The following is a 26,901-nucleotide window of genomic DNA, read 5'->3' as shown; positions in this document are numbered from 1 at the left end:
TCGCAACGACAACACACAAGACCTCGGCTCCGTTCTACGGAGGTATGCAGCAGGCAGGGGTGGTCCAGCGCGCGCTGGAACTCCTGGAACAGCTCTCGGCGTTGTACGGACCGACAGCCGTCACGTTCGGCGTTCTCCTCGCCGCGTTCGTCCTCGTCGTCTTGGTGTTCCCCGCGATCGTACAGGCCGGCAGACACGTCGTCTTCTCGCGGTACTTCGCCGGCCAGTTCGACGGCGCCTACGGGATCGCCGAGCGGATCGCGCCGACCTCCTCCTCGGGAGTGCTGTTACGGACGGTCCAGTTCACCGTCATCGTGAGTGCGGTTGCGACGGTCCTCGTCCTCTGGGGTGTGGTCGATCCGAGCGGGAGTCTGAGCCAGATCGCCACCAGCGACCTGTTCAGAGTCGGGATCACGGTCGTACTCGCGGCCGTCGGCTTCGCGGCGTCCGATCAGTTGAAACGGCTCGTCGATCGGCTCGGCGACGGGTCCGATCGGATCACCGAACACCAGGAAGAGATCGTGCTCCGGGTCGGCCAGGTAGTGATCCTGTTGACCGTGCTGTCCGGTGGACTGACCCTCTGGGGTGAGAACCTCAGCGGGCTGCTCGTCGGGGCCGGATTCCTCGGCATCGTTGTCGGGCTCGCGGCCCGGCAGACGCTGGGTTCGTTGATCGCCGGCTTCGTCCTGATGTTCTCGCGCCCGTTCACGATCGGCGACTGGGTGGAACTGGGCGAGCAGGAGGGGATCGTCACCGACATCACTATCTTCAACACTCGCCTGGAGAACTTCGACGGGGAGTTCGTCGTCATCCCGAACGACCAGGTCGCCGACCAGGCGATCACCAATCGCAGCCAGAAAGGCCGACTCCGGCTGACTCTGGATGTCGGCGTCGACTACGACACCGACATCGACCACGCCAGCGAGGTCGCACACGAGGCCATCGCCGGCGTCGAAGGCGTCGTCGACTCTCCGTCCCCCCAGATCATCCCGAAGTCCTTCGGGGATTCGGCGATCGTCCTGGAACTGCGGTTCTGGATCGACCACCCGACCCCGCCACGGAAGTGGCGCGCGATCTCGCAGGTCGTCGGAGCGGTCAAGACCGCCTTCGACGAGGCCGGGATCGTCGTCCCGTTCCCCCAGCGACGGTTCTCCGTCCGCGAGGGCGCCGCCGACACCCCACCGGAGCAACTCGCCACGCTCGCCGAGCGATCGGACACCGACGACTAGGCCCACAGTTCCTCGACGACGAGTCCGAACCCGAGAATCCAGCTCCCGGCCAGCACCCCTAGCGCGCCGACTCTGAACAGCCACGCGAGACTGCTCGCGGCGGGCGGGTCCACCACCGCTGTCACCGCCGTCGACAGCGCCGCCGCCACCGTCGTCCCGGCGAGGAGTCCGAGAAACGAACCGGTCGCGAGCGGGAGCGCGACGACGAGCAGGGCCGTCCCGAGACGGGTGGCAACCGCGCCCACGGGGCGTCTGTGGCCGGCGGGCTCCGGATGCCACTGTGACATGTGTTGACGTAACACGCCGCGGATAGTAAAACCAGCGTCGGGTCCCGTCCACGGTCGGACACGCCGCTGTCACGTCTCGTCCGTCCGCTGGCCGGTGGTTTCGCTCCCGGTACGGCGAAATCCCCGGTCGAAACTACTATCCCGGGCCACGCGTAGGGAGTGATATGAGCACTCCGCCGGGGGAGTATTACACCGACGAACGTTGGCAGAACTGGATCGACCGAATCGACGACGAGGACGTGGATCCCGAGAACGAAGACTCGGCACGCCTCCTGTTGAACCTCCAAGACGACGCCGCGATCGCGGTCGTGAAGATCCTCAGTGACTACGACGACGACACACTCGACGAGGAGACCGCGCTCGACGAACTTCGGGGCGTCCGAGAGATCGTCCTCGAAGAGGTCACACTCGACGACGAGGAGACCGTAATGCTGATCGACGGGGTCCAGACCTCGCTGGTCTGTGTGTTCTACGCCGCCGAGGAGTACGTCGCCGAGGGCGTCGCCGACGAGGGAACCGTCGCCGACTACGTCGCCGCCGCGGCCGACGCCGAAGCCGAGGAGGACCTAGACGCCGCACTGGGCTACTGTGTCCAGGCCGGGACCCGCATCATCGACGGCGAGGAACTGGCGATGGAGATCGCGGAGGACCTCGACTACGGTCTGGTCTCCGAGTGGGTCAACGGACTCGACAGCCTTCAGACCGCGATGGAGGACCCGGAAGTCGTCGAGGAAGAGGACGACGAGAACTGATACTGGGGCGGACAAGTTTTTAACCACCTGTCCGGAAGGGCACCCATGGAGTTCGTGGGTGACGAACGCAGCCAGTCCATCCAAGTGGGGGCTGTGTTGTTGTTTGCCGTTCTCATCATCGCCTTCTCGACCTACCAGGCGTTCGTCGTCCCCGATCAGAACCGTCAGATCGAATTCAACCACAACCAGGAGGTCCAGCAACAACTGCAGGACCTCCGGAACGCCATCGTCTCGATGCCCGGGGAGGGGGGGTCCCAGGCGACGAGTGTGGCACTGGGAACCCGGTACCCGAGCCGCGCAGTCGCGATCAACCCCGGACCACCCTCCGGCTCGCTTCGGACGGTCGGGACCACCGACCGGAGTGTCAACATCACCATCGAGAACGCCACCGCGTCCGGTGAGACGGGCGACTATTGGAACCGAACGCAGGTGTACAACACCGGGGGACTCGCCTACCGACCGGCGTACAACGTCTATACGAACCCGCCCGACACCTACTACGAACACACCGTCCTGTACAACCAGTTCCGGTCGTCGAACGTCACCCTCGCGAACCAGACGTTCATCGACGGGACCGACATCTCCCTGATCGCGTTGAACGGGTCGCTGTCTCGCTCGTCCAGCGGTTCGACGTCCGTCGACGTCAGTTCCGTCAGCGCGTCGACACAGACGGTGACACTCTCGAACGGGAGTTCCGGTCCGATACGGTTGATCGTCGTCTCCCGCCGCCCGGCGTCGTACTGGGAGTTCCTGAACAGCACGCAGTCGACCGTCGACAACGTCTCGGACGCCACGACACCGGCACCGACTGGATTCCACACGATCGCTGTGACACTGAACGACACCGAGACCTACCAGCTCCGGATGACGAAAGTCGGCGTCGGGACTGCCGTGACCCGGGAGGACACCGCGTATCTGACGACGGTAACCGGGAAGGACACGACAGTGACACAGGGGCAAAAGACCGAACTCATTCTGGAGGTGCGCAACCGCTTCAACAACCCGCCGGCCAACACCTCCAGTACGCTCGTCCAGGCCGAAATCGCCGGCTCGGGCTCGCTTGATCGGTCGTCGAAGCGGCCGAACGACGACGGGCGGGTTCGATTTACCTACAACGCGACGACGGCCGGGAGCCAGCAGGTCAGGTTCAGTTACGTCGGGATCGATAGCTCCTTCGATCCGGATACCAGACAGAACGCCTCGATCACCGTCGACGTGACAGCACCGCCCAGTGGCGGCAGCGGTGGCGGCGGTAGTAGCGCCTACGCCGTCGAATGGAAGGACCCAGGGACGGACAACTCGGGTAGTTACCTCTCGGATTGTTCGGAAACCGACTGTACGTGGGACGTGGGCGCCGACAGCGACGACAACCTGACGCTCAGGGCGGGAACCGTCCCGGCGCTGGACGGGAGCACAGTCGACTTCGCGGTTAACAACACGACGGTCGGGAACCTCTCGGTCGGCGAGAACGCGACCGGCTCCAGCGGCGAGGTGACGACGAATCTCATCGCGAAGGCGAACGGAACCATCGGTGTCTACGCGGCCAGCGGCGGGTCCAGTGACCGGATCAACGTCACGCTCGAACGGGTCGGTGCTAGCGGTAGTGGCGGTGGTGGGAACTCGGACCCGACCGCGCAGTTCGACGCGCCGTCCAACGCCGACACTGGCGAGCAGATTACGTTCGACGCGACCGCTTCCAGCGACCCCGACGGCGACTCGCTCACGTACCAGTGGGACTTCGGCGACGGGACCACCGGGTCAGGGGAGACGACTACGCACAGTTACGCCAGCAGCGAGACGAATACGGTGACGCTGACCGTCACCGACGGCAACGGCGGTAGCGACATGGCGACACAGACGATCACCATCAGCAGCGGCGCGGGCGGCCCGCCGTCGGTGTCAACTGCGACCTTCTCCGACGGGGACAACACCATCACCAGCACTGAGGCCAACAACAACGTCCAGCGGACGGTGACACTGAACTTCAACCGGACGATGAACCAGGGGGTGAACCCGACCGTCCAGTACGAGAACGTCACCGGCGGTGACAGCGACTATAGCGTCGTAAGTCGGACCTGGGTCGATTCCGACACGTATCGAGAGACGCTGAAATTCAACGCAAACGGTGCCGATACGCCTGTGACGGCCGTCGTTAGCGGGGCAGAAGCGAGCGACGGGACCGTGATGGACACCGAGCGGCCACTCACGTTCACGTTCGACGCGAACCCGCCGGGCGACCCGAACAACGTCTTCATCGACACGGCCCGGATAAACGCGTCGACGGCCGACAGCGTGACAGCGACGCTCGTCAACCCCGACACACTCGACGGGGACGAGGTGGCCGTGCTCTCGCTCGTCAATCAGTCGACCGGCGACACTGTCACCGTCGAGAAGACGATCACGACCGCAGGCGGGGACGAGACCGTCTTTACCGGTATCGATGCCGCTCCGTTGCCCGAGGGGTCGGTGTACGCCGAGGGGTACGTTCGCGACGATGTCGGGAACACCGGTGGCACCGCCGGTCCGAACGACGAAACGACGAAAGACACCGTCGCGCCCGCCGTGAGCAACTACCAAGTCGTCCGCGAGGACGCCGACGAGTTGACCGTGACCTTTGACGTGACGGAGGCGACGACATCGGTGGCTAGCGTCGACATCGCCGCGACTGGACCAGGCACGATTCAAGCGATCACGAACACTAACAACGATACCAGCGCTGATCCTGAGAGCTACAGTATCACGTACCGCGTCAGTCAGACCGGCGAGTACGACGTGATTCTGGAGGGAGTCTTCGACGAGGTCGGGAACAACGACACGCGGTTGACCCAGACGGTCAACACGAACAACCCATCACAGAGTTCACCCACTATCGACTCTGCTTCGGCTTCAGCAGTTGGTAATTCTGGGAAGTACAAGGTAGATTATCAAGTCAGCGACCGTGACAGCGACCTACAAGAGATTACGTTCACCGCGTACGATTCTGACGGTTCACAATTGGATTCGGTTACAGAGGCACTAAACGGTGGATCCGGAAGTGGAACATCGCCCGAGATAGACGGCGGGAAGGAGAAAGGAACTCTACTTACCGATACGATTACTGTAGAAGTAAAAGATCAACAGGGCAACACAGATTCCGAAACAATCGACGTTTGAGCGGAGAGTTATGTTTTAGTTTTAATTCACCGTCAGCGGAAACGGTGAATCGGTCACGCTTGAATTCGTGAAATCCAAGCCAAAATCAGATGATAGTGGCGGGCCAGTCAAGATGTAGGGTCGAACAGTCTATGGGGTTTTTCTCCGAAAACAGTGGGAACAAGTCACCGAACTCAATGTTACATGAGCCGTGATTTACCGTCTGAAGACCCAGGACAGGAGTAATTCACAGTCTCCGGTCCAGAACAAATGCAGATCTTCCGGAAGGTCAAACCACACCCAAAGTTATCAGCTCCTGTAATCACCCGCAACGGTCTTACCCAGGGTCCACTCAATTACACCAAATGGAGCGGCGAGCACAGTCGGAAGCCGTCGGCGTGGCACTTCTGACTGTGGTCGTCATCGTCGCTGTCAGCGCGATCGGGATCGCCGTCCTCGACGACCAAGACTCCGGCGGCAGCGTCCTCGTGGATATCGGCGCGGAGTTCGACGGCAGCACCCTGACGCTCACACACCGTGGCGGGGACGCTGTCGACGCCGGGGCCGTGGATGTTGTCCTCGACAACGGGACTCGCGTCCGCTACGGACTGTCGTCGTTCACACCGCTGGACAGTAGCGACGCCGTCTTCGATCCAGGGGAGCGCTGGCGCCACCCCTACGACTCCCCGTCTGGGTCGACTGTCCGGTTGCTCGTCGTCCACCAGACGTCCAACACCGTCCTGCTCGACGAGCGTTCGACGATTCCGACGCCGACGGCCACGCCGGTCGCCACCGCGACCAAGACACCCACACCGACGGGGACAGCGACACCGACGCCAACCGCGACAGCCACGCCAACGCCGACAGCGACACCGACGGCCACGCCGACACCCACCCCGACACCGGTACCGAACTCGCCCCCGACGGCGGCGTTCACCTACACGCCGGGTTCCCCAGTGACGGGAGACACTGTGACGTTTACCGCCGGGCGGTCCTCGGACAGCGACGGACGGATCACCACCTACGAGTGGGACTTCGGCGACGACGGAAGCGTCGACGCGACCGGACGGCAGGTGACGAACAGCTACAGCCGGGCCGGGACCTACGACGTGAGCCTGACGGTCACGGACGACGACGGCGCGACCGACTGGCGGCGGCAGACCGTCACCGTCCGACCGGATGGCTCGGTGCTCGTGGTACCGACCAGCGGCGACGCGGGGCTGACAGTCAACGGTCTCGGCCTCGTCGACCGCGATCCGGCGGCGGCGTACGTGAACTTCACCGACGCATCGCTCTCCAGCTACGGCGGCAACCAGGACAACGAACCGAACGCGACGGTCCGGGACGGCGGCCGCACGCTGGTCCTGGCCAACAACACCTGGAAGAAGACCGGGTACAGCGACGGGATGACCGGGGACACGGTCGTGGCGTTTGGCTTCCGCTCGGGCGCGGAAGGGGAGATCCACGGCCTTGGCTTCGAAGCCGATAACGGCCAGTCCAACGACCGGATCTACGAGGTCTACGGGACCCAAAACTGGGGCATCTCCCCGTCGAGTCCCTACGACAGCGCCGCGCCGAACTGGAAGCGGTACCGGATTCCCGCTGGACAGGACTACCAGATCGACGCGCAGTACCTCGCGTTCGTCACCGACGACGACGCCGACGCGGACGCCGAGTCGCTCTACCGCGACGTGATGGTCTACGAGGACGACACGGCGACATACAGCTACGAGTGGGACTTCGACGGCGACGGAACGGTCGACGTGACCGGTAAACAGCCACAGTACACCTACGCTTCGGGCGGGACCTACACGGTAACGCTGACGATCACCGGCCCCGACGGAACCACCACGTCCCTGACCGAGACGGTGACCGTGAGTGAACCGAACCAGTCGCCCTCCGCGGCGTTCAGCTACGACCCGTCCTCGCCCGTTGCCGGCGAATCGGTCACCTTCGATGCGACCGGGTCCGGCGACGGCGACGGGACGGTCGACGAGTACGCATGGGACTGGGACGACGACGGCAACTACGAGGCGACGACGAGCGAGCCGACGACTTCACACACCTACAGCACAACGGGGACCAGGAGCGTGACGCTTCGGGTGACCGACGACGACGGGGCGACGGCGACGACGAGTCAGACAGTGACCGTTTCGGCGCCAAACGAGCCACCGTCGGCTGCATTCACCCAGTCTCCCTCCCCGGCAGCTACCGAGGAGTCGATCACCTTCGATGCCGGTAGCTCGATCGATGACGACGGTAGAGTCGACGAGTACGCCTGGGACTTCGACGGCGACGGTAGCTACGAGCGGACGACAAACGATGCCACTACCACCAACACCTATCCGACTGAAGGGACGCGGTCTGTCAGTCTCCGCGTCACCGATGACGATGGCGCGGTAGACACAACGTCGCGCTCGGTAGTCGTGAACAACCCGCCGACTATCGACACGTTCGCAGTGACTGACCAGAGCTTCAGCTTCTTTGGTTTCCCGATTACGAGGTACGAGATCGAGTGGATTGTCTCTGATACGAACATCCGATCGACAACGGTCTACGTCAACAGGACCGGAGCTATTGACAATCCCCAAGCCAGCTACACTGGCGGCTCTCCGCAGATCTATCTCGAAGGGGGTGCCTTCCGAGAGTACACCTTCACTATCATCGCTGTCGACGATGTTGGGAACAAACGCTGCCGACGGATTACCGATACTTCAGACGGGACTCCGGATACTCCGATTACGTCGAGTACGTCGTGTAACTGACGCTGTATTCGACAGTCGTCGACACAGCGGTCGACAGTATCTTACGTTCCGGTGCCGACCCTCCGGGTATGGCAGCAGTCGGTATCGACGGCATCGAAATCTGGACAGGGAAGCTCAAACTCGACCTCGCGGAGACGTTCGCGCCCGCGAAGGGGGACGACCCCGGGAAGTACACCAAGGGACTGGGACTGCACGCCTCGTCGTTCCCCGATGTCTACGAGGACATCGTGACGATGGGGGCCAACGCGGCCTATCGACTGATGGACCGCAAGGGGCTCGAACCCGACGATATCGGCCGGATCGACGTGGCGACCGAGAGCTCGTTCGACAACTCGAAACCCGTCTCGACGTACATCGCGGGCTGTCTCGAACAGGTGTTCGACGGCGACTTCCACCACGCCAACAAGGGCGAGCGGAAGTTCGCCTGTATCTCCGGGACACAGAGCCTCGACGACGCCTACAACTGGATTCAGGCGGGCCGGAACCGTGGCCGGGCGGCCATCGTCATCGCCACCGACACGGCGCTGTACGCTCGCGACGACCCGGGCGAGGCGACCCAGGGAGCCGGCGCCGTCGCGATGCTCGTCGACGAGGACCCGTCGATCGTCGAACTCTCGACCGAGCAGGGCTACGGGAGCGCCGACGAGACGGACTTCCTCAAGCCCAATCAGCAGTTCCCGTCGGTGGACGGCAAGCGCTCGGTGAAGGTCTACCTGGCCCGGATGCGCGAGGCGCTCGACGACTTCGCCGAAGTCTCTGGTCCGATCCACCCCGACGACTACTACATGATCCCGTTCCACACGCCGTTCCCGGGGATGGTCCGGAAGGCCGCCGCGCTCGGCTACCGACACATCGTCCGCGGGACCGACGTGGAGGACCTCCTGGCCGAGGAGATCGGCCACCAGCCCGTCCGTGAGGAGTTCGACTCCGAGGACGCGTTCAACGACGCGATCCGGGAGTACACCGACGCGCTCACCGAGACCGAACGCTACCGGGACTGGTACAACCAGGCCATCGAGCCGACACTGGAGATCGCCCGGCACGTCGGCAACTGGTACACCGGGTCCGTCCACCTGGCGCGTGCCTCCGGGCTGAAAGAGGCCATGGAGCACGACATCGACCTCGCCGGCGAGAAACTGCTGGTGGCCTCCTACGGGTCGGGTGCCCAGGCGGAAGTCCACGCGGAGACGATCGTCCCCGGGTGGGAGGACGAGATCGGTGCGCTGAACATCGACGAGCAGATCCAGCGCCGCTATAACCTCTCGTTCGAGGAGTACGAACACGTCCACGACGTGCACAACCACGACATGGACGCACACGTCGAGGAGGACGCAGAGGAGTTCACCCCGCCCGAAGCGGAGTTCGTCTTCGACGGCTGGGGCCGCATGGGCGAACGGAAGTACCGATACGTCGAGTGACGGGCGACTCGGCCGGGGCGACGTGATCGGACTCCCGTCTTCTTTGTGACAGAAATCGGTCAGTAATCGAAGCCGTTTTGTCCGCGACTGTGGCACAACTGTGCATGAAACGTTGGTCGTTCGGGCCACAGCCGACCGCGGCGCTGGTGGGCGCGGTCGTCGGGGTCTGTGGAGCACTCTTTCTCCTCGAACCGCGGCTTGTAGCGTCCCCGGACGGCGGGCCGTCGGTTCCCGGGCTTCCGAGTGGCTCCATCAGCGCCGGGGAGGTGCCCCTCGCTGCCGTCTACGTCGGCGCCGTCCTTGGGACCGTGCTGGCGGGGTTCCTGTTCCTGGTCGTCGTCACCAAGGGCATCGCGCTCTTTTTTACCCGCGGCGGCCCGCTCCTGGGGCTCTACCGGGCGGTCGTCCCGGACTCGCCGCTGGTCAAGATGGCGACCGGGATCATGCTGTTGATGGGCGTGATGTTGCTCGGCGTGGCGATGTTGCCCGGAGCGATCGGCGACCTCGGCGAGAGCGGAGCCGTCAGCGGTGCCGACGACATCGCGGGCGATACGAGCGCGGGCGTGTTCGCCGGCGACGTAGCCGCGACACAGGCAGTGGCGCCGGGTCCGAACGACACCGACGGCGACGGCCTACCCGACGCCTGGGAGCGGGCCGGCGAGACGCCCGCGGGGGCGCCCTTGCCCGGAGCGGACCCACAGCGAAAGGACCTCTACGTCGTCGTCGGCCACGGCGACGGGGCACAACCGCTCAGTGACTCGGAACGGCAGCAACTCCGCTCGATTTGGGCGGAGATGCCGGTCGGGAACCCCGACGGATCGACCGGAATCTCCCTCCACCTCACTGCCGAACAGGGGCCGATCTCGGGGGCGACGGCAAGCGCCAACGGGACGGAGTACCGGCGCCTGTACAGTCGTGACCGCCTCGGTCCCCGTCGATGTACGTCTCGCTACGTGGCGCTGGGAACGGTCTCCAGCGATCGAACTGTCGTTCGGGCCGACTCGCCGGGGTACGCGGCGGTCGTCGACGCCGACGCCCGCTCTGAGTACACCGGGTCCGTCTCGTTCCGGGCGGCCGCGATCACCCACGCGCTGTTGCACATGGTGGCCGGCGAACTCCCGAACGGGTACCACACGTCCGAGGGCTGGCTCACGACGGGATCACCGACGGAACGGCTCGCACCGGCCACGGCGGACCACCTGAACGCGACCGGCTTCCGCGGGTCGACAGCCTACCCCGGCTGTTAGGGCAGCGTCCGGAGACCGCCCAGCAGTTCCTCCAGGTCGGTGTCCGTGACCGCCAGCGAGAAGTCGTCGATCCGGGCCAGGTCGGCCGCGTGTTCCCAGACATCGTCCTCGTCGATACCGTGGAGGAGCACCGCGTTCGGGGTCGGAGAGACCACCCGGAGCGCGACCAGCGGCGACTCGCCCCGCGTGACGTTCGTGAACACGAGCACCCGGCTCGTCGACTGGCCGTACAGCTGATAGAACTCGTCCGAGGAGAGGCGCCTGATCGCCGCGATCGAGTTGATGACCGTGTGCCCCGAGACGGTGTCGGTGCTCCCGCGGGCCAACTCGGTCGCCTCCGTCGCGTCGTAGACGCTCTCGACCCCGACGTTTGCGGTGTACTCCCGGAGGTCGTGGACCACGTCGCTGTCGAACCCGGCGGAGATCACCCGGGCGTGCTGGCGGATGTGCTCGCCGCCGCGTGCCTCGTCGATGTCGAGCAGTGCTGTCACGAGCCGTCGGACGACCCCGATCCCCGGGTTGTCCCGCCGCCCGCTCTCGTAGTCCGAGACCACCGACGGGGAGACATCGAGGTGGTCTGCCAGCTCCGTCTGTGCGACGGCGAAGTCGGTCCGCCACTTGCGGAGGGTCGCGCCCGGCTCGCCGCTCAGTGCCACCTCGCCGGCGATCTTCTCCGCGAGGTCGGCTCGCGCTCCGCCTGTCATTGGTCCACAGGGTGGATAGACGCGAACAAAAGCGTACCGGAACACGGCTCCGCAACCCCTAAACGCCAGTCGGGCCAACCACGACCCAATGGACTGGACGGAGAAACACCGACCGAGCACGCTGTCGGAGGTCCGGGGCAACGACAAGGCCCGAGACGCCTTCGAGGAGTGGGCTCGGACCTGGGACGACCACCGGGAAGCGGTCATCCTCCACGGGTCACCCGGCGTGGGCAAGACCTCCGCCGCCCACGCGCTGGCGGCTGATCTCGACTGGCCGACGATCGAACTCAACGCCAGCGACTCCCGTACCAAGGATGTCATCGAGCGTGTCGCCGGCGAGGCCGCCAAGTCCGGGACGCTGACCGCTGGTGGCGGCGGACGCCGACTCGTCATCATGGACGAGGCCGACAACATCCACGGCAACGCCGACCGCGGGGGCGCCCGAGCGATCACCGGCCTGGTCAAGGAGGCCAGCCAGCCGATGGTGTTGATCGCAAACGAGTTCTACGAGATGTCAAACGGGCTGCGCAACAACTGCCGGGAGATCGAGTTCCGGGATGTCTCGCCGCGGTCGATCGTCCCCGTCCTCCGGGATATCTGTCGCAAGGAAGGCATCGAGTACGAGAGCGACGCCCTGGAGACCATCGCCGAGAAGAACAGCGGTGACCTCCGCGGCGCGGTCAAAGACCTCCAGGCCATCGCCGAGACGACAGACCGCCTGACGGCCGACGATGTCGTCACCGGCGACCGGGACACCACCGAGGGGATCTTCGACTACCTCGATGTCGTCATCAAGGAGGCAGACGCCGAGACGGCGCTGAAAGCCAGCTACGATGTCGACGAGACGCCGGACGACCTCATCAACTGGATCGAGGACAACATGCCCAAAGACTACGAGGGCGCGGAACTGGCCCGTGCCTACGGCGCGCTCTCGAACGCCGACCGCTGGCTCGGCCGGGTCCGGGCGACACAGAACTACTCCTTCTGGCGGTACGCGACCGACAACATGACCGCCGGCGTGGCCGCTGCCCGCGACGGCACGAAAGGAGGCTGGACCCGATACGGCCCGCCGAGTTACTGGTCGAAGCTGGGCCGCTCGAAAGGGACCAGACAGACTCGCGACGACATCGCCCAGCGGATCGCGACCATCGACGGCGTCTCGATGCGGACCGCTCGCCGGGAGATCATGCCCTTCCTCGCGTCGATGACCCACCACTGCAAGAACCGCGAGCTGACCGTCACGATGGCTGCGACCTACGAGATGGAGGCCGAACACGTCTCGTTCATCACCGGCTCAGGGAAAGACACGAACAAGGTCCAGTCGATCGTCGAGGACGCACAACAGCGCCAGGCCGAGGCCGCCGTCGAGCACTCCGGCGGCGCCTTCGAGGGCGGGAAAGCGAGCGGTCCCAGTGAGACGGACGCCGAACTGGCCGACGGATCGGCGGAGGGCGGGGACGACGGGACCGAGCCGACCGAACAGCAGGTGACACTCGGCGGTGGAGAGGGCGACAGCGAGTCGGCCGAGGACGACGACCCCACCGTCCCCGACAGCGACGACGCCGAAGACGACGAGCAACAGTCCGGCCTCTCTGATTTCATGTGATCAGCGGCCGCGGCCGCCGATGCCCGGCACCGCGGTCCGCTCCTCGACGCGGTTCATCAGCATCGACGCCGAGATGACCAGCGCCAGGTAGAACAGCGCGGCCAGCAGGAACAGCTCCGTGTACCTGAAGGTGGCGTTCGCGATCTCCTCGGTCCGGAAGAACAGCTCCCGGACGGTGATAAACGCCGCCAGCGAGGAGTACTTGATGAGATAGACGAGTTCGTTCGACCAGCCCGGGATCGCGTAGCGAAGCCCCTGCGGGAGAACGACGTAGCGGATACCGTCGACCTTCGAGAGGCCGATCGCCCGGGCCGCAGTCAACTGGCCGGTGTCGACCGATTCCAGCGCCGACCGGATGTACTCGGCCTGGTAGGCGGCGCTGTTGAGCGTGAACCCGAGGATGGCGACGATCACGGCCGAGCCGGGGACAAAGCCCTGGCCGACGCCGGGAATCACGCGGACGACGCCGGTCAGCTCCGTCCCGAAGTAGAGGACGAACAGCTGTGCCAGGAGCGGCGTCCCGCGGATGAGCTCGGTGTACGACAGCGAGAGCCAGCGCAGCCCTCGTCCACCGTAGACCCGGGCGACCGAGAGCGGGACCGCCAGCACGAAGCCGAATGCGATCCCGGCCACGGTCAGGACGATCGTGAGCCACGCGCCCCTGGCCAGCGACGGCAGCGACGGGATCGCCCCGGCCGCGAAACCGAAGGCACCGGCCAGGAGATCGAAGGGCAGTCCGAACAGCCCGAGATCGCTCGCCAGCCCGCGCAACTGCTCTGCAGTCGCGGCGAACGGCTCGGCGGGGACGAACGGCCGCTCCTGTGGGACCGCAAGCGAGTCCGGCAGCAGGTAGTCGTTCGTCCAGCGGAGGACGAGCCAGCCCCAGAAGACGGCGACGGCTGCCAGCGCCCACGGTCTGTCCACGTCGACGGTCGTGCGAACGTCCTCGACGGCCGACTGTTCGGCGCCCATCGTTACTCGTGGCCCGCCCGCAGCCCGGTCAGGAAGGTCTTCGTTCGTTCGTGCTCGGGCCGCTCGAACAGTTGCTCGGGGCTGCCCGACTCGACGATGCGCCCGTCGTCGAGGAAGATGATGTTGTCCGCCGCCGAGCGGGCAAAGCCCATCTCGTGGCTCACGACGAGCATCGTCGTCCCACGCTCGGCCAGGTCACGCATCACGTCGACCACTTCGCCGACGAGTTCCGGGTCGAGCGCGCTCGTGGGCTCGTCGAACAGCATCAGTTTCGGCTCCATCGCGAGCGCGCGAGCGATCCCCACTCGCTGTTGTTGCCCGCCGGAGAGTTCGGCGGGGTAGGAGTCGGCCTGTTCGGCCAGACCGACCTGTGCGAGGTGGTCTGCCGCGCGTTCGCTGGCCTCGCCGGCCGACATGCCACGGACCCGTTTGAGCCCGAGCGTGATGTTCTCCAGCGCGGTGAGATGGGCAAAGAGGTTGAACCCCTGGAACACCATCCCGACCTCCTGGCGGAGTTGGTTCACGTCGGTGTCCGGCCCGGTGACGAGCGTGTCGTCCAGCCAGATCTCGCCGTCGTCGATCTCCGTCAGCCGGTTGATACAGCGCAGCATCGTCGACTTCCCGCTGCCGCTTGGCCCCATGAGGACATCGACATCCCCGCGGGCCATCTCGAAGCTGACGCCCGTCAGTACCTCCTCGTCGCCATAGGACTTGTCCACGTCCTCGACTCGTAACAGACTCATGCGTTCTCACCCGTCGGAATCGCGTAGTACTCGCTCAGTCGGTCGAGCGCTCGGTTCGTCCCGAAAGTCAACACGAAGTAGATCGCGCTGATGACCAGGAACACCTCCAGAACGGCCGTCGACCGGCCGGACTGGGTGAACAGATCGTAGCCCCGGGTCAACAGCTCGGCAAGCCCGATCGCGAAGGCGATGGAGGTGTCTTTCAACACGATGGTGAACTCGTTCTGGAAGCCCGGCATGCTGCGCCGGAGCGCCTGTGGCACCACGACGTGACGGATCGCCTCCAGCCGGCTCATCCCGATCGAGCGCGCGGCCTCCATCTGGCCCTCGTCGACGCTCTGGAGCGCCCCCCGGAAGATCTGTGACTGGTAGGCCGCGCTCCGCAGTCCCAGGCCCACGGTCGCGGTGATGAACGCCGACTGGGAGATCGAGACGACGAAAAAGAGCACGAGCATGATGACGACGATCGGAGTCCCCCTGAGGATCACGCCGGCCGTCGCTACCGCCCGCTTGGGGAGGCGATTCCCGTACACCTCGATCGCCCCTGCCGGGAAGCCCACCAGGAATCCGAGCACCAGGCTCGTCAGCGTCAGGCCGACGGTGACTACGGCCCCGGCCAGCAGGTAGTCGAGGTTCCCGAAGACGAACGCCCAGTCGGTCGCCTGGAGCATCCGCTTACTCGCCGAACCAGGTCTGGGTCAGGTCCTGGTAGGTGCCGTTCTCCCGGACCGTCGATAGCCCGCTGTTGAGCGCCGACTGGCGGTCGCTGTCGCCCTGCCGGATGCCGAAGCCGTAGCGCTCGCCGGTCTCGTAGACGAACGCGACCGAGACGGGCCGGTTCGCGGCGAACGTCTCCGCGACGGGCTGGTCCAGCACCACGGCGTCGATGTTGCCGTTCTCCAGGTCCTGAACCGCCAGCACGTAGTTGTCGTAGGCGTTGTACTGCCCTTCGCTGATCCGCGAGCCGACGAGTTCGTCGTTGACGACGCTCTCGCCGGTCGTCCCCTTCTGTGCGCCGACCGGGCGGTCACTGAGGTCGTCAAGGCTGCCCGGCGAGAAGTCACCGTCCGCACGGACGATGATCGATTGGTCGGCGCTGTAGTACGGATCGCTGAAGTCGATCGTCTCGTCGCGGTCGTCCGTGATCGTCATCGCCGCGGCGATGACATCGATGTTGTTGTTGTTGAGCGCCGGGATCAGCGAGTCGAACTCGAACTCCTCCCAGCCCTCGAAGGAATACTCCGTCTCGGCGACGACCGCTTCGAGGAGGTCGACATCGAACCCGACGAGTTCGCCGCCCTCTTTCATCTCGAACGGCGGGAACCCGGGGGCCGTTCCGGCCGTGATCGTCTGGCCGCCGCCGCTGCCGCCGTTGCCCATACAGCCGGTGACACTGAGCGCGACCGCCGAGCCGCCGACCGTCGCGATGTACTGCCGTCGTGAGAGCCCGTCGTCTGACATACCTGGGTACACAGTACAGACGGGGATTAGTGTTACGAACGACCAATACTGGTGTTGTTAACGGCTCGGCCGAAGACGTACCCCTCGACTAGCCGCCGGATCGGTCAGTCGTCCGCGTGAGACGGTGCAGTCTCGGACTGGTGTTCGGCGGCGAGACCGCCTTCGGGTGGTTCGACGTAGGCCCAGGCGGTCGCGGCGACGAGTGCCACGAGGATCGCCAGCGCCGCGGCGTGGTGGAGGACCTGTGCGACCGCGCCGAAGTTGAAGATGGTGTTCGCCCCGAGCAACACCTGAACGGGCAACACGGCCAGTGCGACGCCGGTCGCGTACCTGATCCGTCGCGTGTAGTCGCCACGCCACGCGGCGACGGTCGACCCCAGGATGGCGAAGCCGGTTATCATCGCCACGAAGCGGTGGAACCACTCGATGAAGCTCATCCAGTTCGCCGGGAACAGCCCCAGCCAGCCGTCACAGAACGGCCAGCGGCCGGCACAGGTCAGCCCTGCGCCGACGGCGCCCGTGTACACGCCAAGCAGGATGAGCGCGAACGTGAGTCCGGTCGTCGCCGCCACCAGTCGCCGGAAACGGGTGGTCATACCCGTGTGTCTGGGCCGTAGGTATATATTCTCGGTCCTTTCGACCGGTAGTTACCCGCGGAGCCAGCCGACGACGGAGATGTCGAACCGGTGGACCGCGTACAGGAGGCCGACGGAGGTGACGAAAACCACCGTCGAGACGCCGTAGGACTGCAAGAGCGCGGCCTGGTAGAGCGTGGCGCCGACCCCGGCGACGCCGCCGACCACGGACGCGACGATCGGCAGGACACAGCTCACACAGGAGAACAGCCCGAGGACGCCACCGGCGACGCCGCCGCTGGCGTCGACGACTGTGACGTACACGAGATACGACAGCGCGAGGTAGCCCGCGACCTTCCAGGGGATCAGGACGACCCCCAGCGTCGCACCGCTGTAGATCAGCGTCGGTGAGAAGCCCGGCGGTGCCGCCAGCACGGTCCGGAGCCCCGTGCCCTGACCGCCCAGCCCGAAGACGCCGCCGACGTACGCGAGCAGGAGGGCGTAACCGACGGCGACGGCGGCTCCGGCCGCTCGACGACGGGAGGACGCCGGCGCGGGCCGGACCTTCAGGAAGACCAGGGCGGCGACGTTGAGCCAGACGAAGGGGAACCCGAGCAACAGCGGGTCGGTCGCCGGGCCGTCGATCAACACGAGATAGAGGAAGACCAGCAGCAACTCGGCGTTCAACACGATCGCCACCAGTGCGAGCGATCGGGGCTCCGGGATGTATCGGCCGAGATCGGAGGTCTGTGTGCTCATATCGCCATGGTGTCGACGACGATCGCGACCAGCACCGCCCCGAGATAGGCGTTCGAGGCGTGGAACGCCCTGAACGCGGCCGCTTCCGTCTGTTCACGGTGGAGTCTGACGACCGCCCAGAGGAAGACGCCACCGAGCACGACCGAGGTGACCGCATACAGCGGGCCGAGTGGCGTCAGCCCGCCGAGAACCCCCGACGCGACGAGCGTCGCCCCGAGGTAGTAGACGATGTGTTTCCGCGTCTCCGTCTCGCCGCGGACGACCGGCATCATCGGGAACCCGCCCTGCTCGTAGTCGTCCCGGTACGCTAGCGCGAGGTTGTAGAAGTGCGCGGGCGTCCAGAGGAAGATGACGCCGGCGAGGACGAGTCCGGGGACGCCGATCGACCCCTCGACCGCCGCCCAGCCGATCAGTGCCGGTAGCGCGCCGGCCGCGCCGCCAAGCACCGTGTTCTGGACGGTGTTTGGCTTCAACACGAGCGTGTAGATGACGCTGTAGAACAGGATCGCCGTCAGCCCAAGTGCCGCGACCAGGGCGTTGACCTGCCAGAACAGCGCCATCGCCGCCGCCGCGAGCGCGATGCCGAACGTGAGGGCGTTGCGAACGGGGATCTGGTGGGTCGCAACCGGTCGATCCGAGGTGCGGTCCATCCGCTTGTCGATGTCCCGTTCGAGGACGTGGTTGAACGTCCCCGAAGCGCCGATCGAGAGGACACCGCCCCCGAGTGTCAGGAGGACGATCCGGACGGTCAGGGACTCGCCCTCGCCCAGTGCCATCCCGGCCGCGGCCACGAGACACAACAGCCACATGAGTCGGGGTTTCATCAGCCGGAAGTACGCGAACGCCGTCCCGACGAGTCGCTCCCGCGTCGTCAGGTCCTGTGGTGCCGGCTGCTCGGCCGCGTCGGTCGGTTCCGGTGCGAGCTGTGGGTCCGAGACGGTCGTCTCGTCGTCGCTCCCGGTCTCGGCTTCGAGGTGCCAGGCCAGCGCCAGGACGAGTGCGACGAACAGCGCCATCCCCGCACCGAGGTGCGCCCCCGGAAGTTGCCCGGCGGCCCCGGAAGTCGCGACGAACGCGCCGAGGGCGACCTGGACGGGGTACAGTGCCAGCCCGAGGAGTACCATCGCCTTCACGCGGCCGCGGGTCGCGCTCCGGAGGCCGACGACGGCCGTCGCCAGGACGAGGACGCCGACGGCGGCTGCCGTGAGGCGGTGGCCCCAGGCCACGAGCAGCCCGGGATCGGTCAGGGAGAGCGACCCCTGACACAGCGGCCAGGTCGAACAGGCCGCGGCGGCGTCGGTGACCGCAGCCGTTCCCCCGGCGATGACCAGCAGGTAGACACCGACCGCACTGGCCGCCAACAGCCCGGAGAAGGTCCGGCTCTCTGCCATTACCACACGTTACGCCGGGGACCACTTAGACCATGCGCTTTCACCGAGGGCGGCGTCGCTGGCGTGAGTCAGCAGTTATTTACATGGACAATCCTAAGCCGGCGATATGACTCGGAAACGCGCAGGTCTGGCCGCCCTGTTCGGGGTCGCGTTGCTCGCCGTGATCGCCGAGCCGGCCGCCGCCCAGACCGCCGACTCGACGACGGAGAATCTCATCTGGGGACTCAACCAGAACCTCCTATACGTCGCTCTCCCGATCACCGTCCTGGTCGAGGGAATCCTGATCTACACCGTCTGGCGGTTCCGCAAGAAAGAGGAACCGCTCCCGACGATGGAGAACCGCCGCCTGGAGATCACCTGGACCGTCGCGACAGCGATCATCCTGTTGTTCGTCGGCGTGGCATCGTATCAGGTCATGGCGAGTCCGTACGTGACCGCGGAGGCGGGCAGTGGCGCCGACCTCCCCGAAGAGACCGAACACATCGAGGTGCAGGCCTATCGCTACGGCTGGTCGTTCTACTACAACGGATCGAGCTTCCAGAACGATGCGGCGACGACCTCGACCACGACACTGCGAATTCCGGCGAATCAAGACGTGGTGTTGCGTGTCACTTCGAGGGACTGGCTGCACGCGTTCCACGCACCCGGACTCGGACTGAAGTCCGACGCCTTCCCGGGACAGTACAACCGACTGCGAACCCACGTGAACAACCCCGGCACCTACCAGCTCTACTGTGCGGAGTACTGTGGGTCGGGCCACTCGCAGATGCTCGGCGAGATCGTCGTCATGCCACAGGACGAGTACGAGCAGTGGCTCGCCGACCAGCAGAACGACTCCAGCGCGAGCTGATCGGTCCCAAACCGTTACGCTTCTCTCGCTCGTTGCGCCGCTATGGAGTACTTCGAAGCGCTCGATGTCGGGCAGACAGCGTCGTTCGGTGCCTACGACGTGACCGCGGCGGAGATCACGTCGTTCGCCGGCCAGTACGATCCACAGCCGTTCCACACCGACGAGACGGCGGCAGCGGAATCGATGTTCGGCGGCCTCGTCGCCAGCGGCTGGCACACCGCCGCGATGACGATGCGTCTGCTCGTGGACAACTACCTCGCCGACTCCGGCGCGATGGGGGCACTCGGCGTCGACGACCTCCGGTGGCCCGCACCCGTCCGACCGGGCGACACGCTCTCGGTGACGACCGAGATCGTAGAGAAAGCCGACTTCGACGACAGCCGTGGCCGCGTCGCGACACGGGTGACGACGACCACCGACGAGGACGTGACCGTCCTCTCGATGGTGGGACAGATCCTCTGGCGACGGAGGGAGTGAGCCGGGTGTGGCGGGCGATCAGCTACAGACGTTGACCGTCGCGTAGACGTTCCCCGTGTTCGTGACCTCCACGCCGATCCCGACGCGGTTCGCGTTCTCCAGCGTCAGCCGATCGTGGTAGATGTCCGAGTCGTTCCAGTTCGTGACGAGTGCGCGGGCGACCTGGCTGTCGTTGCCGTGGAACCGGCGCTGGCCGTCGTCGGTGTAGGGTTGCCCGGCGACGGTGTGTCCGATCGCCTCGAACCGGTTGTTGTCGGCGGACTCGATGTACCCGCCGCCGGCCGACCGCATCTCACAGCGCCCGTAGAGGTTGTTGTCGCGGTACCGGTCGGCGCTGGACTGGCCGTCGATCGTGTGGATGACCCGCCCTTCGCGGGCCATGGCGTCGCTGTGGCGCTCGGCCATCCGATGGAGCCGGTCGGAGGTGGAGCCGCTGGCAGAGAGGGTGTCGAGCCCCGCTGCCTGTCGCCGTTCGTTGAGGTACTGGAGGATGTACTCCGAGACGTTCTGCTCGTTGAACGTGCGTGCGGGAACGTCGGTGTACTGTGCAGTCGCGGTCGGCGTCGGTGTCCCGGTCGCCGTGGGTGTCGTCGTGGCCGTGGGGATCGCCGTGCGCTCGCTCGTCGGTGTCGCCGTCTCCTCGCCGGGCGTCGCCAGACCGGTTCCGGACGCGCCGCCGATCTGCATCCCGATGAGGACGCCGATACCGACGGCAGCCAGGAGGACGATGACACCGACCCCGAACGCAGCTTTGTTCACCATACTCCTGCGGTTGTTTGACACCATCCATTGTAAGTATGCATCTTTTATTTCCGAGTGAAACTGTACGATCCAATCGTGCAGTGGCGTCGGAAAAACACATAAGGCCCCGGTGGTCACACCTGATATGGTCGAAAACGTCATCTGGCCGGCTGCGTTCGACGCCGGCTGCTCCCGCAGCGAGGGCCGTCGCGTCCCGCTCGATCTCGCCGTCGAGGAACCGACTGTCGACGAGATCGCGAAGGCGGTCCAGCAGGTCGGGTACGACGCCGTGATCGAACGGGAGAAGACGTATCCCCGCGAGTACGAACAGCGCGGCTGTGTCGTCGTCAAGGACGCGGACGACGCGACCAAGAGCGATCTGCTCGGCGCAGTCGCCGCCTACCTCCAGGTTCTCCGGGAATGAGACGCGTCGGCGAGGTCGTCCGCGTCGCACAGGGGTTGGCGGTCGTACGGTCGCCCGACGAGAGCTACGCCGACCTCGGGACCGAGGTCCTCGACGAGCAACTGGAAACCGTCGGAACGGTCGTCGACGTGTTCGGCCCGGTCGAACGGCCGTACGTCGCCGTCTCGCCGGCCGACGGGGTCCACCTTCCCGGCCTGGTCGGGACGGCAGTATACGCCCACTAACGCTCGGTTCGTAACGCTCAAAGCGGCCGCCGCCGGAACAACGGGCATGGATACGCGCTGGCGTGTCGCCGCTGGCTGTGGACTTATCGCCCTCATCTTCCTGTTCGTCCAACTCGGTTCGCTGGCACTGGTCGAACCGTTCAAGTCGGCCGGCTACCAGGCCGTCGAGGACCCGTCGGACCCGGCCAACAGCGTCCTCTACATCGTCGGAATCTTGGTCGCGACGGCAGTGATGTTACTGGCGTTTCGCTACGACGCCGAGCAGTTCATCCGCGGCCTGATCGTCCTCTCGGGCGCGTGGCTCTCGCTGTACGTCTTCCGCGTGCTCGTCCCGCCGGTCGTGACTGCCGGCGGGGTCAACGTCCTCGCAGTCGGCTGCTCGGTCCTCCTCGGTCTCGGGTTGCTCCTCTACCCCGAGTGGTACGTCGTCGACGCGGCGGGTGCCGTGATGGGCGCGGCGGCGGCCGGGCTGTTCGGGATCAGCTTCGGTATCTTCCCCGCCATCGTGTTGCTGACGGTGCTCGCGGTCTACGACGCCATCAGCGTCTACGGGACCGAACACATGCTGACACTCGCGTCCGGCGTGATGGACCTCAAGGTCCCGGTCGTCCTGGTGATCCCGCTCACGCTTTCGTACTCCTTCCTGGAGGCGTCGACACCTGATCCCACAGCGACGGCCGAGGAGAGCGAACCGAACGCCGAGGCGCCCGGAGCCGACGTGACAGACACGGACGAGTCCGCAACGTCGGCCGACGACGAAGGAGGATCGGGACCGCTCGACCGGGACGCGCTGTTTATCGGGCTCGGCGACGCAGTCATCCCGACCGTGCTGGTCGCCAGTGCGGCGTTTTTCGCGCCGGAGGGCGTTCGGACGGTGCTCGGCGTGCCCCTCCCGGCGATGACGGCGATGGTCGGGACGTTCGTCGGACTGACCGTCCTCCTCTGGATGGTACTGAAAGGTCGTGCGCACGCCGGCCTCCCGCTGTTGAACGGCGGGACGATCGCCGGCTACATCCTCGGGGCCGCGACCGTTGGGATCGGCCTCGTCGAGGCGCTCGGGCTCGGGCCGTACCTCTAACTACGTCTCGAACGCCGCGCTCGCGGGCGAGAACTCGATCTCCGTGCCCAGCCCTGCCTCGCGTGCGCGATCGTACAGCAGTTTTCCGGCAGCCACCGTCTCGATAGCCGTCCCACCCGAGTCGAAGACGGTGATGTCGTCCGGCGTGGACCGGCCGGCGGCCGAGCCCGCGACCACTTCGCCCAGTTCGGCGTGGACGTGGTCGTCGTCGATCGCGCCCTCTTCGCGGGCCGCGATGAACGCACCGGCGTCGCGGTGGATGCGCTCGCGGAGGTCGGGCACGTAGACCGCGCGTTCGATCGTCTTCGTGTCGAGTTCGCGGTGTTCGGGGTGGTACGACCCCATCGCCGTGACGTGGGTCCCGGGTTCGAGTAGATCGCCGTCGAAGACTGGTTCGGACGCGTCGGTCGCAGTGACGACGACATCGGCCCCCTCGACCGCAGCGGCGGAACTCGCGACGGCGGCGACGGTCGCGTCGAGTCGTTCGTTCATCTCGGCGGCGAACTGTTCGCGGTGTTGGGAGGTTGGCGAGTACACTTCCACTCGGTCGAACTCCCGGACCGTCGCCGTCGCCAGGATCTGCCCGCGGGCCTGTGGCCCGCTCCCGATGACGGCCAGGTCGGAGATGTCCCGCCGTGCGAGCGCGTCCACGCCGACGGCACCGGCGGCACCGGTCTTGAGCGGGTTCATCGCCGCGCCGTCGATCACTGCGAGCGGGGCGCCGCTGTCGGCGTCGAAGATCGGGAGCGCGAAGTGGGCGTCGCGCCCCCGGAACCCGGCCGCGTAGGTGTATCCACCCATCGCCCCGGTCTCCGGGAGGATCGCCAGATACCCCGTGAGCATGCCGCTCGGATCGTCGTTGAACAGCGTGGTTCTGGGTTCCGCCGGGGCGCCTTCGCCGCGCTGGCGGTAGCCGTCCCGGACGGCGTCGACGTACGCTGCCGGCGTGGCGAGCCCGCGGGTCTCCTCGCTCGTCAGTGAGAGGGCGCTGGAGTCAGCAGTCATACGGCGACGTTCGCCCGAGGGCGTCTTAATGCCACGGGACGACCCAGAAGAGAGAAAGAACTCGGCGTTTCAGTCGGCCGACTGAAGCGGTTCTGCGGGTGACGGCTCGGGCTCTGCCGGCGTCGGATCGACGGGGGCGCGGACGAACATCGCGTGCCCGATCAGCGCGACAGCCACGACGGATGCCATCGGAATCGCAGTGGTCAACGCGACGCCGGAAACCGTGAGGCCACCGGTGATTCCAGCCATCGCAAGCGGGATGAGTCCGAGGATAATGTCATAGTAACCCGTCATGATTGTAAACTATCGTACGGTACATAGGTATATAACTGTTTCCCGTAGGCACTGAATAACATCTCTTGTACCTACGAGATATTTCTTGTGGCAGCAACCGAGTGGTTTTTCGTAACTTATGAGCTGGTTATTGGAGGAAAACGGGCACAGGAAACCGTAACGACGGAGTTTTCCAGGTATCCGGTTCGGTTGTCAGAAACAGCACCGGTAATGTGACCCACGTTCGGGAGAACGGGTGTTTCGGGAGCCTTCGCCGCTGTTTTCAGGTTGTGAAAACGCCACACACGATTTATCCGGTCGGCCGTCGTATCGTTTTCCGTGATGATAACTGGGGGAAGATGCTTATTATGGACGGGGACTAACCGCAAAACGGAGGGGCATGAGTCAAGTCCCCCCGCAGACCTATGAGTACGAACGCCACGGACGACACGAGTGAGGCTGCTTCCGAGGAGGAGAGCCGTCGGTACGCGGAGCTACACATCGGCGACGAAGAGTTCGTCGTCTACGACCGAGAGAACCACCAGGCGTGGATTCAGTCCACACTCTCGCTCGACGTAGCCGAACTCCGATAGCCCGACCCCACAACGGGCGCCTGCGACGGGCTTCCGTGGCCATTCGGGTTGGTGTCACCCACTTTCGCTTTTCGACTACTGCTCGACGAGGAGCGTCGCGACACTGCGCCAGAGACAGAGCACGATCCCACCGACACCGATCGAGACGAGCGCGAACGTCACCGCGGCGTTCCCGTGAAACAGGTTCGTCGCTCGAAGCGCCTGTGCGATCACGACCGCGAGGACCCACGCGAGGAACGTCCGTCCGAGCGCACCACGGACCGAACGGATCGACGACCGGGTGTAGAGCCCGCTGACACCGGCGACCAGGACCCAGCCGAGCAGGAACGGTGCGAGTGTCCCGGCGACTCTCCCCACGTCGACCAGCGGATCGTAGCCGTGCGTGTACTCCCCGACGGCGACGAACAGCGTGATCGCTACGACATCGCCCAGTGCCAGCAGGCCCGTCGTCGACGAGAGTTCGATGCGACGCTCACCGACCGTCGAGACGCTCATACGCCGTGGTTCGTGGGCCACGTACTTCCCTCTCCCGTTTCCCAGGATACAAGCCCACGCGACGACGAGGCCCTGCTATGGAGTTCGAACTGCTCGGGTGGCCCGAGGAAGGGCCGACGCTCCGGTTGGACCACGAGCAGTTCGCCTACGCGGGGAAGTTCGTAATGAGTTCCACGGGGAAGGCCGTCTGCCGGGACGGCTCGTTGGTCGGCGCCGCCGCGTTCGATCCGGACCGGACCGACCCGGAGACGCTCTGTATTCGGTACGTCACCGTCCGGAAGGACAGACGCGGGGAGGGGATCGGCCCACAGTTGCTCGCGTTCGTCCGCGAGCGGGCGGCCGAGCGAGGCTTCGATCGAGTCACGATCGGAGTCAACAACCCCTTCTCGTACCAGGCGGCCTATCGTGCCGGCTTCTGTTTTACCGGGGCCGAACAGGGACTTGGTGAACTGGAACTGGAGTGGCCCGGCGACCGCAGCACAGCGCGGTACCAGGCGGGACTGGACCGGTTCCGCGCGCGGGACCTCTCTGACGCCGAGCGCGAGTTCCTCCGGGAGAAACGCGACACGGCGCCACCACGACTCGACGGGTGACCGGGTGCGTCCGACCGGGCCGGGACGGGGGATTCAAACCGCTGTCACCCCAACCGCCGGTAATGGGAAACGCTGATCTCCGGTCGCTGGCCGTCATCGCGGACATCTCGTTCGACGAACTGGGTGGAAGTGTCGTTGCCGTCGATGCCCACAACTGGCTCTACCGATATCTCACGACGACCGTCAAGTTCACGACCGAACACAAGTACACCACCGACGAGGGGACGGAAGTCGCGAACCTCATCGGCGTCGTCCAGGGACTCCCGAAGTTCTTCGAACACGACCTCACGCCGGTGTTCGTCTTCGACGGCGCTGTGACCGACCTGAAGGACGACGAAGTCCAGAAACGCCGCGAGCAGCGCGAACGCTACGAGGCGAAACTGGAAGACGCCCGCGAGGCCGGCGACGCGACGCGGGTCGCGAAACTCGAATCCCGGACCCAGCGGCTCACCCCGACGATCGTCGAGACGACCAGGGAACTGCTGGCCCTGCTCGACGTGCCGGTCGTCGACGCACCCGCGGAAGGGGAGGGACAGGCCGCCTACATGGCACGGAAAGGCGATGTCGACTACGCCGGAACCGAGGACTACGACGCGTTGCTGTTCGGGGCTCCGCTGACGCTGCGGCAACTCACTTCGAAGGGCGATCCGGAACTGATGGACTTCGAGGCGACGCTGGCGAAACACGACCTGACGTGGGAGCAACTGGTCGACGCGGCGATCCTGATGGGGACGGACTTCAACGAAGGGATCTCCGGAATCGGGCCGAAGACGGCCGTCTCCGCGCTTCAAGAGTACGGCGACCTCTACGCCGTCCTCGACGCTCGCGGCGAATACATCGACCACGCAGACCGGATCAGACAGCTGTTCCTCGATCCGGCGGTGAGCGACGACTACGACTTCGACACGGAGATCACGCCGGATATCGGCGCCGCCCGCCGGTACGTCACCGAGGAGTGGGAGGTCGATCCCGAGGAAGTAGGCCGAGGCTTCGAGCGCATCGAGGAGTCGGTCGTCCAGACCGGGCTGGACCGCTGGAACTGAGCGACCGTCGGCGCTCCCGCAACGACCGAGCGTAGGCCGCAAGAACGCGTAGATCGAACAGCGA

Annotated in this window: 28 protein-coding genes; 15 read left to right on the top strand and 13 right to left on the bottom strand. The window is 65.6% G+C overall.

Translation table 11 applies throughout. The features are described 5' to 3' along the window. The first annotated feature begins 44 nt into the window (after window positions 1-44). Entirely contained in the window at window positions 45-1,229 is a 1,185-nt protein-coding gene (locus tag P1L40_RS16985; protein ID WP_284008767.1) for a mechanosensitive ion channel family protein, read from the top strand. On the opposite strand, the gene P1L40_RS16980 is transcribed toward P1L40_RS16985, so the two are convergent. Then, complete coding sequence (locus tag P1L40_RS16980) at window positions 1,226-1,516, bottom strand: hypothetical protein (RefSeq protein WP_284008765.1); 291 nt, start codon at window positions 1,514-1,516, stop codon at window positions 1,226-1,228. The genes P1L40_RS16985 and P1L40_RS16980 overlap by 4 nt on opposite strands. A gap of 164 nt (window positions 1,517-1,680) precedes the next feature. On the opposite strand from P1L40_RS16980, the gene P1L40_RS16975 reads away from it, so the two are divergent. From P1L40_RS16975 to P1L40_RS16955, 5 genes are all read left to right on the top strand, one after another. Further along, a complete protein-coding gene (locus tag P1L40_RS16975; protein ID WP_284008763.1) occupies window positions 1,681-2,268 on the top strand; it encodes a DUF2150 family protein in 588 nt (195 codons plus the stop codon). Window positions 2,269-2,313: 45 nt separating this feature from the next. Beyond that, entirely contained in the window at window positions 2,314-5,421 is a 3,108-nt protein-coding gene (locus P1L40_RS16970; RefSeq protein ID WP_284008761.1) for a PKD domain-containing protein, read from the top strand. A 344-nt stretch (window positions 5,422-5,765) separates the two neighbouring features. Continuing rightward, entirely contained in the window at window positions 5,766-8,165 is a 2,400-nt protein-coding gene (locus tag P1L40_RS16965; RefSeq protein ID WP_284008760.1) for a PKD domain-containing protein, read from the top strand. A gap of 68 nt (window positions 8,166-8,233) precedes the next feature. Continuing rightward, entirely contained in the window at window positions 8,234-9,583 is a 1,350-nt protein-coding gene (gene hmgB, locus P1L40_RS16960; protein WP_284008759.1) for a hydroxymethylglutaryl-CoA synthase, read from the top strand. A gap of 104 nt (window positions 9,584-9,687) precedes the next feature. After that, the gene (locus tag P1L40_RS16955; protein ID WP_284008757.1) at window positions 9,688-10,830 is read left to right on the top strand and encodes a hypothetical protein; all 1,143 of its coding nucleotides are present in this window, start codon (window positions 9,688-9,690) and stop codon (window positions 10,828-10,830) included. Here the strand turns inward: P1L40_RS16955 and P1L40_RS16950 are convergent. Continuing rightward, entirely contained in the window at window positions 10,827-11,534 is a 708-nt protein-coding gene (locus tag P1L40_RS16950) for a helix-turn-helix domain-containing protein (RefSeq protein WP_284008755.1), read from the bottom strand. The genes P1L40_RS16955 and P1L40_RS16950 overlap by 4 nt on opposite strands. A gap of 88 nt (window positions 11,535-11,622) precedes the next feature. Between P1L40_RS16950 and P1L40_RS16945 the strand changes: the two genes are divergently transcribed. Continuing rightward, window positions 11,623-13,140, top strand: a complete 1,518-nt coding sequence (locus tag P1L40_RS16945) for a replication factor C large subunit (RefSeq protein WP_284008753.1) — start codon at window positions 11,623-11,625, stop codon at window positions 13,138-13,140. Here P1L40_RS16945 and P1L40_RS16940 read toward each other — a convergent pair whose 3' ends face one another. The 7 genes from P1L40_RS16940 to P1L40_RS16910 all read right to left on the bottom strand — a co-directional run bounded on the left by P1L40_RS16940 (window position 13,141) and on the right by P1L40_RS16910 (window position 19,041). Further along, the gene (locus P1L40_RS16940; RefSeq protein WP_284008751.1) at window positions 13,141-14,112 is read right to left on the bottom strand and encodes an amino acid ABC transporter permease; all 972 of its coding nucleotides are present in this window, start codon (window positions 14,110-14,112) and stop codon (window positions 13,141-13,143) included. It lies immediately after the preceding gene. Between the two features lie 2 nt (window positions 14,113-14,114). Beyond that, on the bottom strand, window positions 14,115-14,855 hold the full coding sequence (locus P1L40_RS16935) for an amino acid ABC transporter ATP-binding protein (protein WP_284008749.1): 741 nt from the start codon (window positions 14,853-14,855) through the stop codon (window positions 14,115-14,117). Next, a complete protein-coding gene (locus tag P1L40_RS16930) occupies window positions 14,852-15,526 on the bottom strand; it encodes an amino acid ABC transporter permease (RefSeq protein WP_284008748.1) in 675 nt (224 codons plus the stop codon). The genes P1L40_RS16935 and P1L40_RS16930 overlap by 4 nt, the downstream gene beginning before the upstream one ends. A gap of 4 nt (window positions 15,527-15,530) precedes the next feature. Then, a complete protein-coding gene (locus tag P1L40_RS16925; RefSeq protein WP_284008747.1) occupies window positions 15,531-16,316 on the bottom strand; it encodes a basic amino acid ABC transporter substrate-binding protein in 786 nt (261 codons plus the stop codon). Between the two features lie 104 nt (window positions 16,317-16,420). Further along, window positions 16,421-16,912 carry a COX15/CtaA family protein gene (locus P1L40_RS16920; RefSeq protein WP_284008745.1) on the bottom strand — a complete coding sequence of 164 codons (492 nt, stop codon included), beginning with the start codon at window positions 16,910-16,912 and terminating at the stop codon, window positions 16,421-16,423. A gap of 51 nt (window positions 16,913-16,963) precedes the next feature. Continuing rightward, window positions 16,964-17,650, bottom strand: a complete 687-nt coding sequence (locus P1L40_RS16915) for a DUF7546 family protein (protein ID WP_284008743.1) — start codon at window positions 17,648-17,650, stop codon at window positions 16,964-16,966. Continuing rightward, window positions 17,647-19,041, bottom strand: a complete 1,395-nt coding sequence (locus tag P1L40_RS16910) for a heme o synthase (RefSeq protein ID WP_284008741.1) — start codon at window positions 19,039-19,041, stop codon at window positions 17,647-17,649. The genes P1L40_RS16915 and P1L40_RS16910 overlap by 4 nt, the downstream gene beginning before the upstream one ends. A gap of 106 nt (window positions 19,042-19,147) precedes the next feature. Between P1L40_RS16910 and coxB the strand changes: the two genes are divergently transcribed. Continuing rightward, a complete protein-coding gene (gene coxB / locus P1L40_RS16905; RefSeq protein WP_284008739.1) occupies window positions 19,148-19,891 on the top strand; it encodes a cytochrome c oxidase subunit II in 744 nt (247 codons plus the stop codon). 42 nt (window positions 19,892-19,933) lie between these two features. Next, window positions 19,934-20,368, top strand: a complete 435-nt coding sequence (locus P1L40_RS16900) for a MaoC/PaaZ C-terminal domain-containing protein (protein WP_284008737.1) — start codon at window positions 19,934-19,936, stop codon at window positions 20,366-20,368. A gap of 18 nt (window positions 20,369-20,386) precedes the next feature. Here the strand turns inward: P1L40_RS16900 and P1L40_RS16895 are convergent, their stop codons facing one another. Continuing rightward, the gene (locus tag P1L40_RS16895) at window positions 20,387-21,130 is read right to left on the bottom strand and encodes a CAP domain-containing protein (RefSeq protein WP_284008735.1); all 744 of its coding nucleotides are present in this window, start codon (window positions 21,128-21,130) and stop codon (window positions 20,387-20,389) included. Window positions 21,131-21,254: 124 nt separating this feature from the next. On the opposite strand from P1L40_RS16895, the gene srp19 reads away from it, so the two are divergent. From srp19 to P1L40_RS16880, 3 genes are read left to right on the top strand one after another with little or no spacing between them, the layout of a single operon-like run. Further along, window positions 21,255-21,533 carry a signal recognition particle subunit SRP19 gene (gene srp19, locus P1L40_RS16890; RefSeq protein WP_284008733.1) on the top strand — a complete coding sequence of 93 codons (279 nt, stop codon included), beginning with the start codon at window positions 21,255-21,257 and terminating at the stop codon, window positions 21,531-21,533. Then, window positions 21,530-21,757, top strand: a complete 228-nt coding sequence (locus tag P1L40_RS16885; protein WP_284008731.1) for an H/ACA ribonucleoprotein complex subunit GAR1 — start codon at window positions 21,530-21,532, stop codon at window positions 21,755-21,757. Before srp19 ends, P1L40_RS16885 begins: the two co-directional genes overlap by 4 nt. 46 nt (window positions 21,758-21,803) lie before the next feature. After that, entirely contained in the window at window positions 21,804-22,835 is a 1,032-nt protein-coding gene (locus P1L40_RS16880; RefSeq protein WP_284008729.1) for a presenilin family intramembrane aspartyl protease PSH, read from the top strand. Here the strand turns inward: P1L40_RS16880 and P1L40_RS16875 are convergent, their stop codons facing one another. Both P1L40_RS16875 and P1L40_RS16870 read right to left on the bottom strand, forming a co-directional pair. Further along, window positions 22,836-23,840: an ornithine cyclodeaminase family protein gene (locus P1L40_RS16875; RefSeq protein WP_284008727.1), complete on the bottom strand. Its 1,005-nt coding sequence runs from the start codon at window positions 23,838-23,840 to the stop codon at window positions 22,836-22,838. Window positions 23,841-23,909: 69 nt separating this feature from the next. Continuing rightward, a complete protein-coding gene (locus P1L40_RS16870; RefSeq protein WP_284008726.1) occupies window positions 23,910-24,134 on the bottom strand; it encodes a DUF8015 family protein in 225 nt (74 codons plus the stop codon). Between the two features lie 404 nt (window positions 24,135-24,538). On the opposite strand from P1L40_RS16870, the gene P1L40_RS16865 reads away from it, so the two are divergent. Next, window positions 24,539-24,706, top strand: a complete 168-nt coding sequence (locus P1L40_RS16865) for a DUF7331 family protein (protein ID WP_284008724.1) — start codon at window positions 24,539-24,541, stop codon at window positions 24,704-24,706. Between the two features lie 75 nt (window positions 24,707-24,781). Here the strand turns inward: P1L40_RS16865 and P1L40_RS16860 are convergent, their stop codons facing one another. Beyond that, entirely contained in the window at window positions 24,782-25,201 is a 420-nt protein-coding gene (locus P1L40_RS16860; protein WP_284008722.1) for a DUF3054 domain-containing protein, read from the bottom strand. 77 nt (window positions 25,202-25,278) lie between these two features. Between P1L40_RS16860 and P1L40_RS16855 the strand changes: the two genes are divergently transcribed. Both P1L40_RS16855 and fen read left to right on the top strand, forming a co-directional pair. Next, the gene (locus P1L40_RS16855) at window positions 25,279-25,794 is read left to right on the top strand and encodes a GNAT family N-acetyltransferase (protein ID WP_284008720.1); all 516 of its coding nucleotides are present in this window, start codon (window positions 25,279-25,281) and stop codon (window positions 25,792-25,794) included. A gap of 62 nt (window positions 25,795-25,856) precedes the next feature. Then, window positions 25,857-26,837, top strand: a complete 981-nt coding sequence (fen, locus tag P1L40_RS16850; RefSeq protein ID WP_284008718.1) for a flap endonuclease-1 — start codon at window positions 25,857-25,859, stop codon at window positions 26,835-26,837. Window positions 26,838-26,901 lie beyond the last annotated feature (64 nt).

This window comes from Haloarcula pelagica, assembly GCF_030127105.1.
In the GTDB taxonomy this organism is placed as follows: domain Archaea; phylum Halobacteriota; class Halobacteria; order Halobacteriales; family Haloarculaceae; genus Haloarcula; species Haloarcula pelagica.
This window is presented reverse-complemented; position numbering and strand designations above follow the sequence as displayed.

Coding starts and splice junctions, on each gene's coding strand:
- fen (WP_284008718.1), top strand. CDS start 25,857: ATGGGAAACGCTGATCTCCGGTCGCTGGCCGTCATCGCGGACATCTCG.
- P1L40_RS16930 (WP_284008748.1), bottom strand. CDS start 15,526: ATGCTCCAGGCGACCGACTGGGCGTTCGTCTTCGGGAACCTCGACTAC.
- P1L40_RS16865 (WP_284008724.1), top strand. CDS start 24,539: ATGAGTACGAACGCCACGGACGACACGAGTGAGGCTGCTTCCGAGGAG.
- P1L40_RS16970 (WP_284008761.1), top strand. CDS start 2,314: ATGGAGTTCGTGGGTGACGAACGCAGCCAGTCCATCCAAGTGGGGGCT.
- P1L40_RS16855 (WP_284008720.1), top strand. CDS start 25,279: ATGGAGTTCGAACTGCTCGGGTGGCCCGAGGAAGGGCCGACGCTCCGG.
- P1L40_RS16875 (WP_284008727.1), bottom strand. CDS start 23,840: ATGACTGCTGACTCCAGCGCCCTCTCACTGACGAGCGAGGAGACCCGC.
- P1L40_RS16950 (WP_284008755.1), bottom strand. CDS start 11,534: ATGACAGGCGGAGCGCGAGCCGACCTCGCGGAGAAGATCGCCGGCGAG.
- P1L40_RS16935 (WP_284008749.1), bottom strand. CDS start 14,855: ATGAGTCTGTTACGAGTCGAGGACGTGGACAAGTCCTATGGCGACGAG.
- P1L40_RS16980 (WP_284008765.1), bottom strand. CDS start 1,516: ATGTCACAGTGGCATCCGGAGCCCGCCGGCCACAGACGCCCCGTGGGC.
- P1L40_RS16910 (WP_284008741.1), bottom strand. CDS start 19,041: ATGGCAGAGAGCCGGACCTTCTCCGGGCTGTTGGCGGCCAGTGCGGTC.
- P1L40_RS16925 (WP_284008747.1), bottom strand. CDS start 16,316: ATGTCAGACGACGGGCTCTCACGACGGCAGTACATCGCGACGGTCGGC.
- P1L40_RS16945 (WP_284008753.1), top strand. CDS start 11,623: ATGGACTGGACGGAGAAACACCGACCGAGCACGCTGTCGGAGGTCCGG.
- coxB (WP_284008739.1), top strand. CDS start 19,148: ATGACTCGGAAACGCGCAGGTCTGGCCGCCCTGTTCGGGGTCGCGTTG.
- P1L40_RS16975 (WP_284008763.1), top strand. CDS start 1,681: ATGAGCACTCCGCCGGGGGAGTATTACACCGACGAACGTTGGCAGAAC.
- P1L40_RS16870 (WP_284008726.1), bottom strand. CDS start 24,134: ATGACGGGTTACTATGACATTATCCTCGGACTCATCCCGCTTGCGATG.
- P1L40_RS16885 (WP_284008731.1), top strand. CDS start 21,530: ATGAGACGCGTCGGCGAGGTCGTCCGCGTCGCACAGGGGTTGGCGGTC.
- P1L40_RS16920 (WP_284008745.1), bottom strand. CDS start 16,912: ATGACCACCCGTTTCCGGCGACTGGTGGCGGCGACGACCGGACTCACG.
- P1L40_RS16985 (WP_284008767.1), top strand. CDS start 45: ATGCAGCAGGCAGGGGTGGTCCAGCGCGCGCTGGAACTCCTGGAACAG.
- P1L40_RS16900 (WP_284008737.1), top strand. CDS start 19,934: ATGGAGTACTTCGAAGCGCTCGATGTCGGGCAGACAGCGTCGTTCGGT.
- P1L40_RS16860 (WP_284008722.1), bottom strand. CDS start 25,201: ATGAGCGTCTCGACGGTCGGTGAGCGTCGCATCGAACTCTCGTCGACG.
- P1L40_RS16880 (WP_284008729.1), top strand. CDS start 21,804: ATGGATACGCGCTGGCGTGTCGCCGCTGGCTGTGGACTTATCGCCCTC.
- hmgB (WP_284008759.1), top strand. CDS start 8,234: ATGGCAGCAGTCGGTATCGACGGCATCGAAATCTGGACAGGGAAGCTC.
- P1L40_RS16965 (WP_284008760.1), top strand. CDS start 5,766: ATGGAGCGGCGAGCACAGTCGGAAGCCGTCGGCGTGGCACTTCTGACT.
- P1L40_RS16940 (WP_284008751.1), bottom strand. CDS start 14,112: ATGGGCGCCGAACAGTCGGCCGTCGAGGACGTTCGCACGACCGTCGAC.
- P1L40_RS16955 (WP_284008757.1), top strand. CDS start 9,688: ATGAAACGTTGGTCGTTCGGGCCACAGCCGACCGCGGCGCTGGTGGGC.
- P1L40_RS16895 (WP_284008735.1), bottom strand. CDS start 21,130: ATGGTGAACAAAGCTGCGTTCGGGGTCGGTGTCATCGTCCTCCTGGCT.
- srp19 (WP_284008733.1), top strand. CDS start 21,255: ATGGTCGAAAACGTCATCTGGCCGGCTGCGTTCGACGCCGGCTGCTCC.
- P1L40_RS16915 (WP_284008743.1), bottom strand. CDS start 17,650: ATGAGCACACAGACCTCCGATCTCGGCCGATACATCCCGGAGCCCCGA.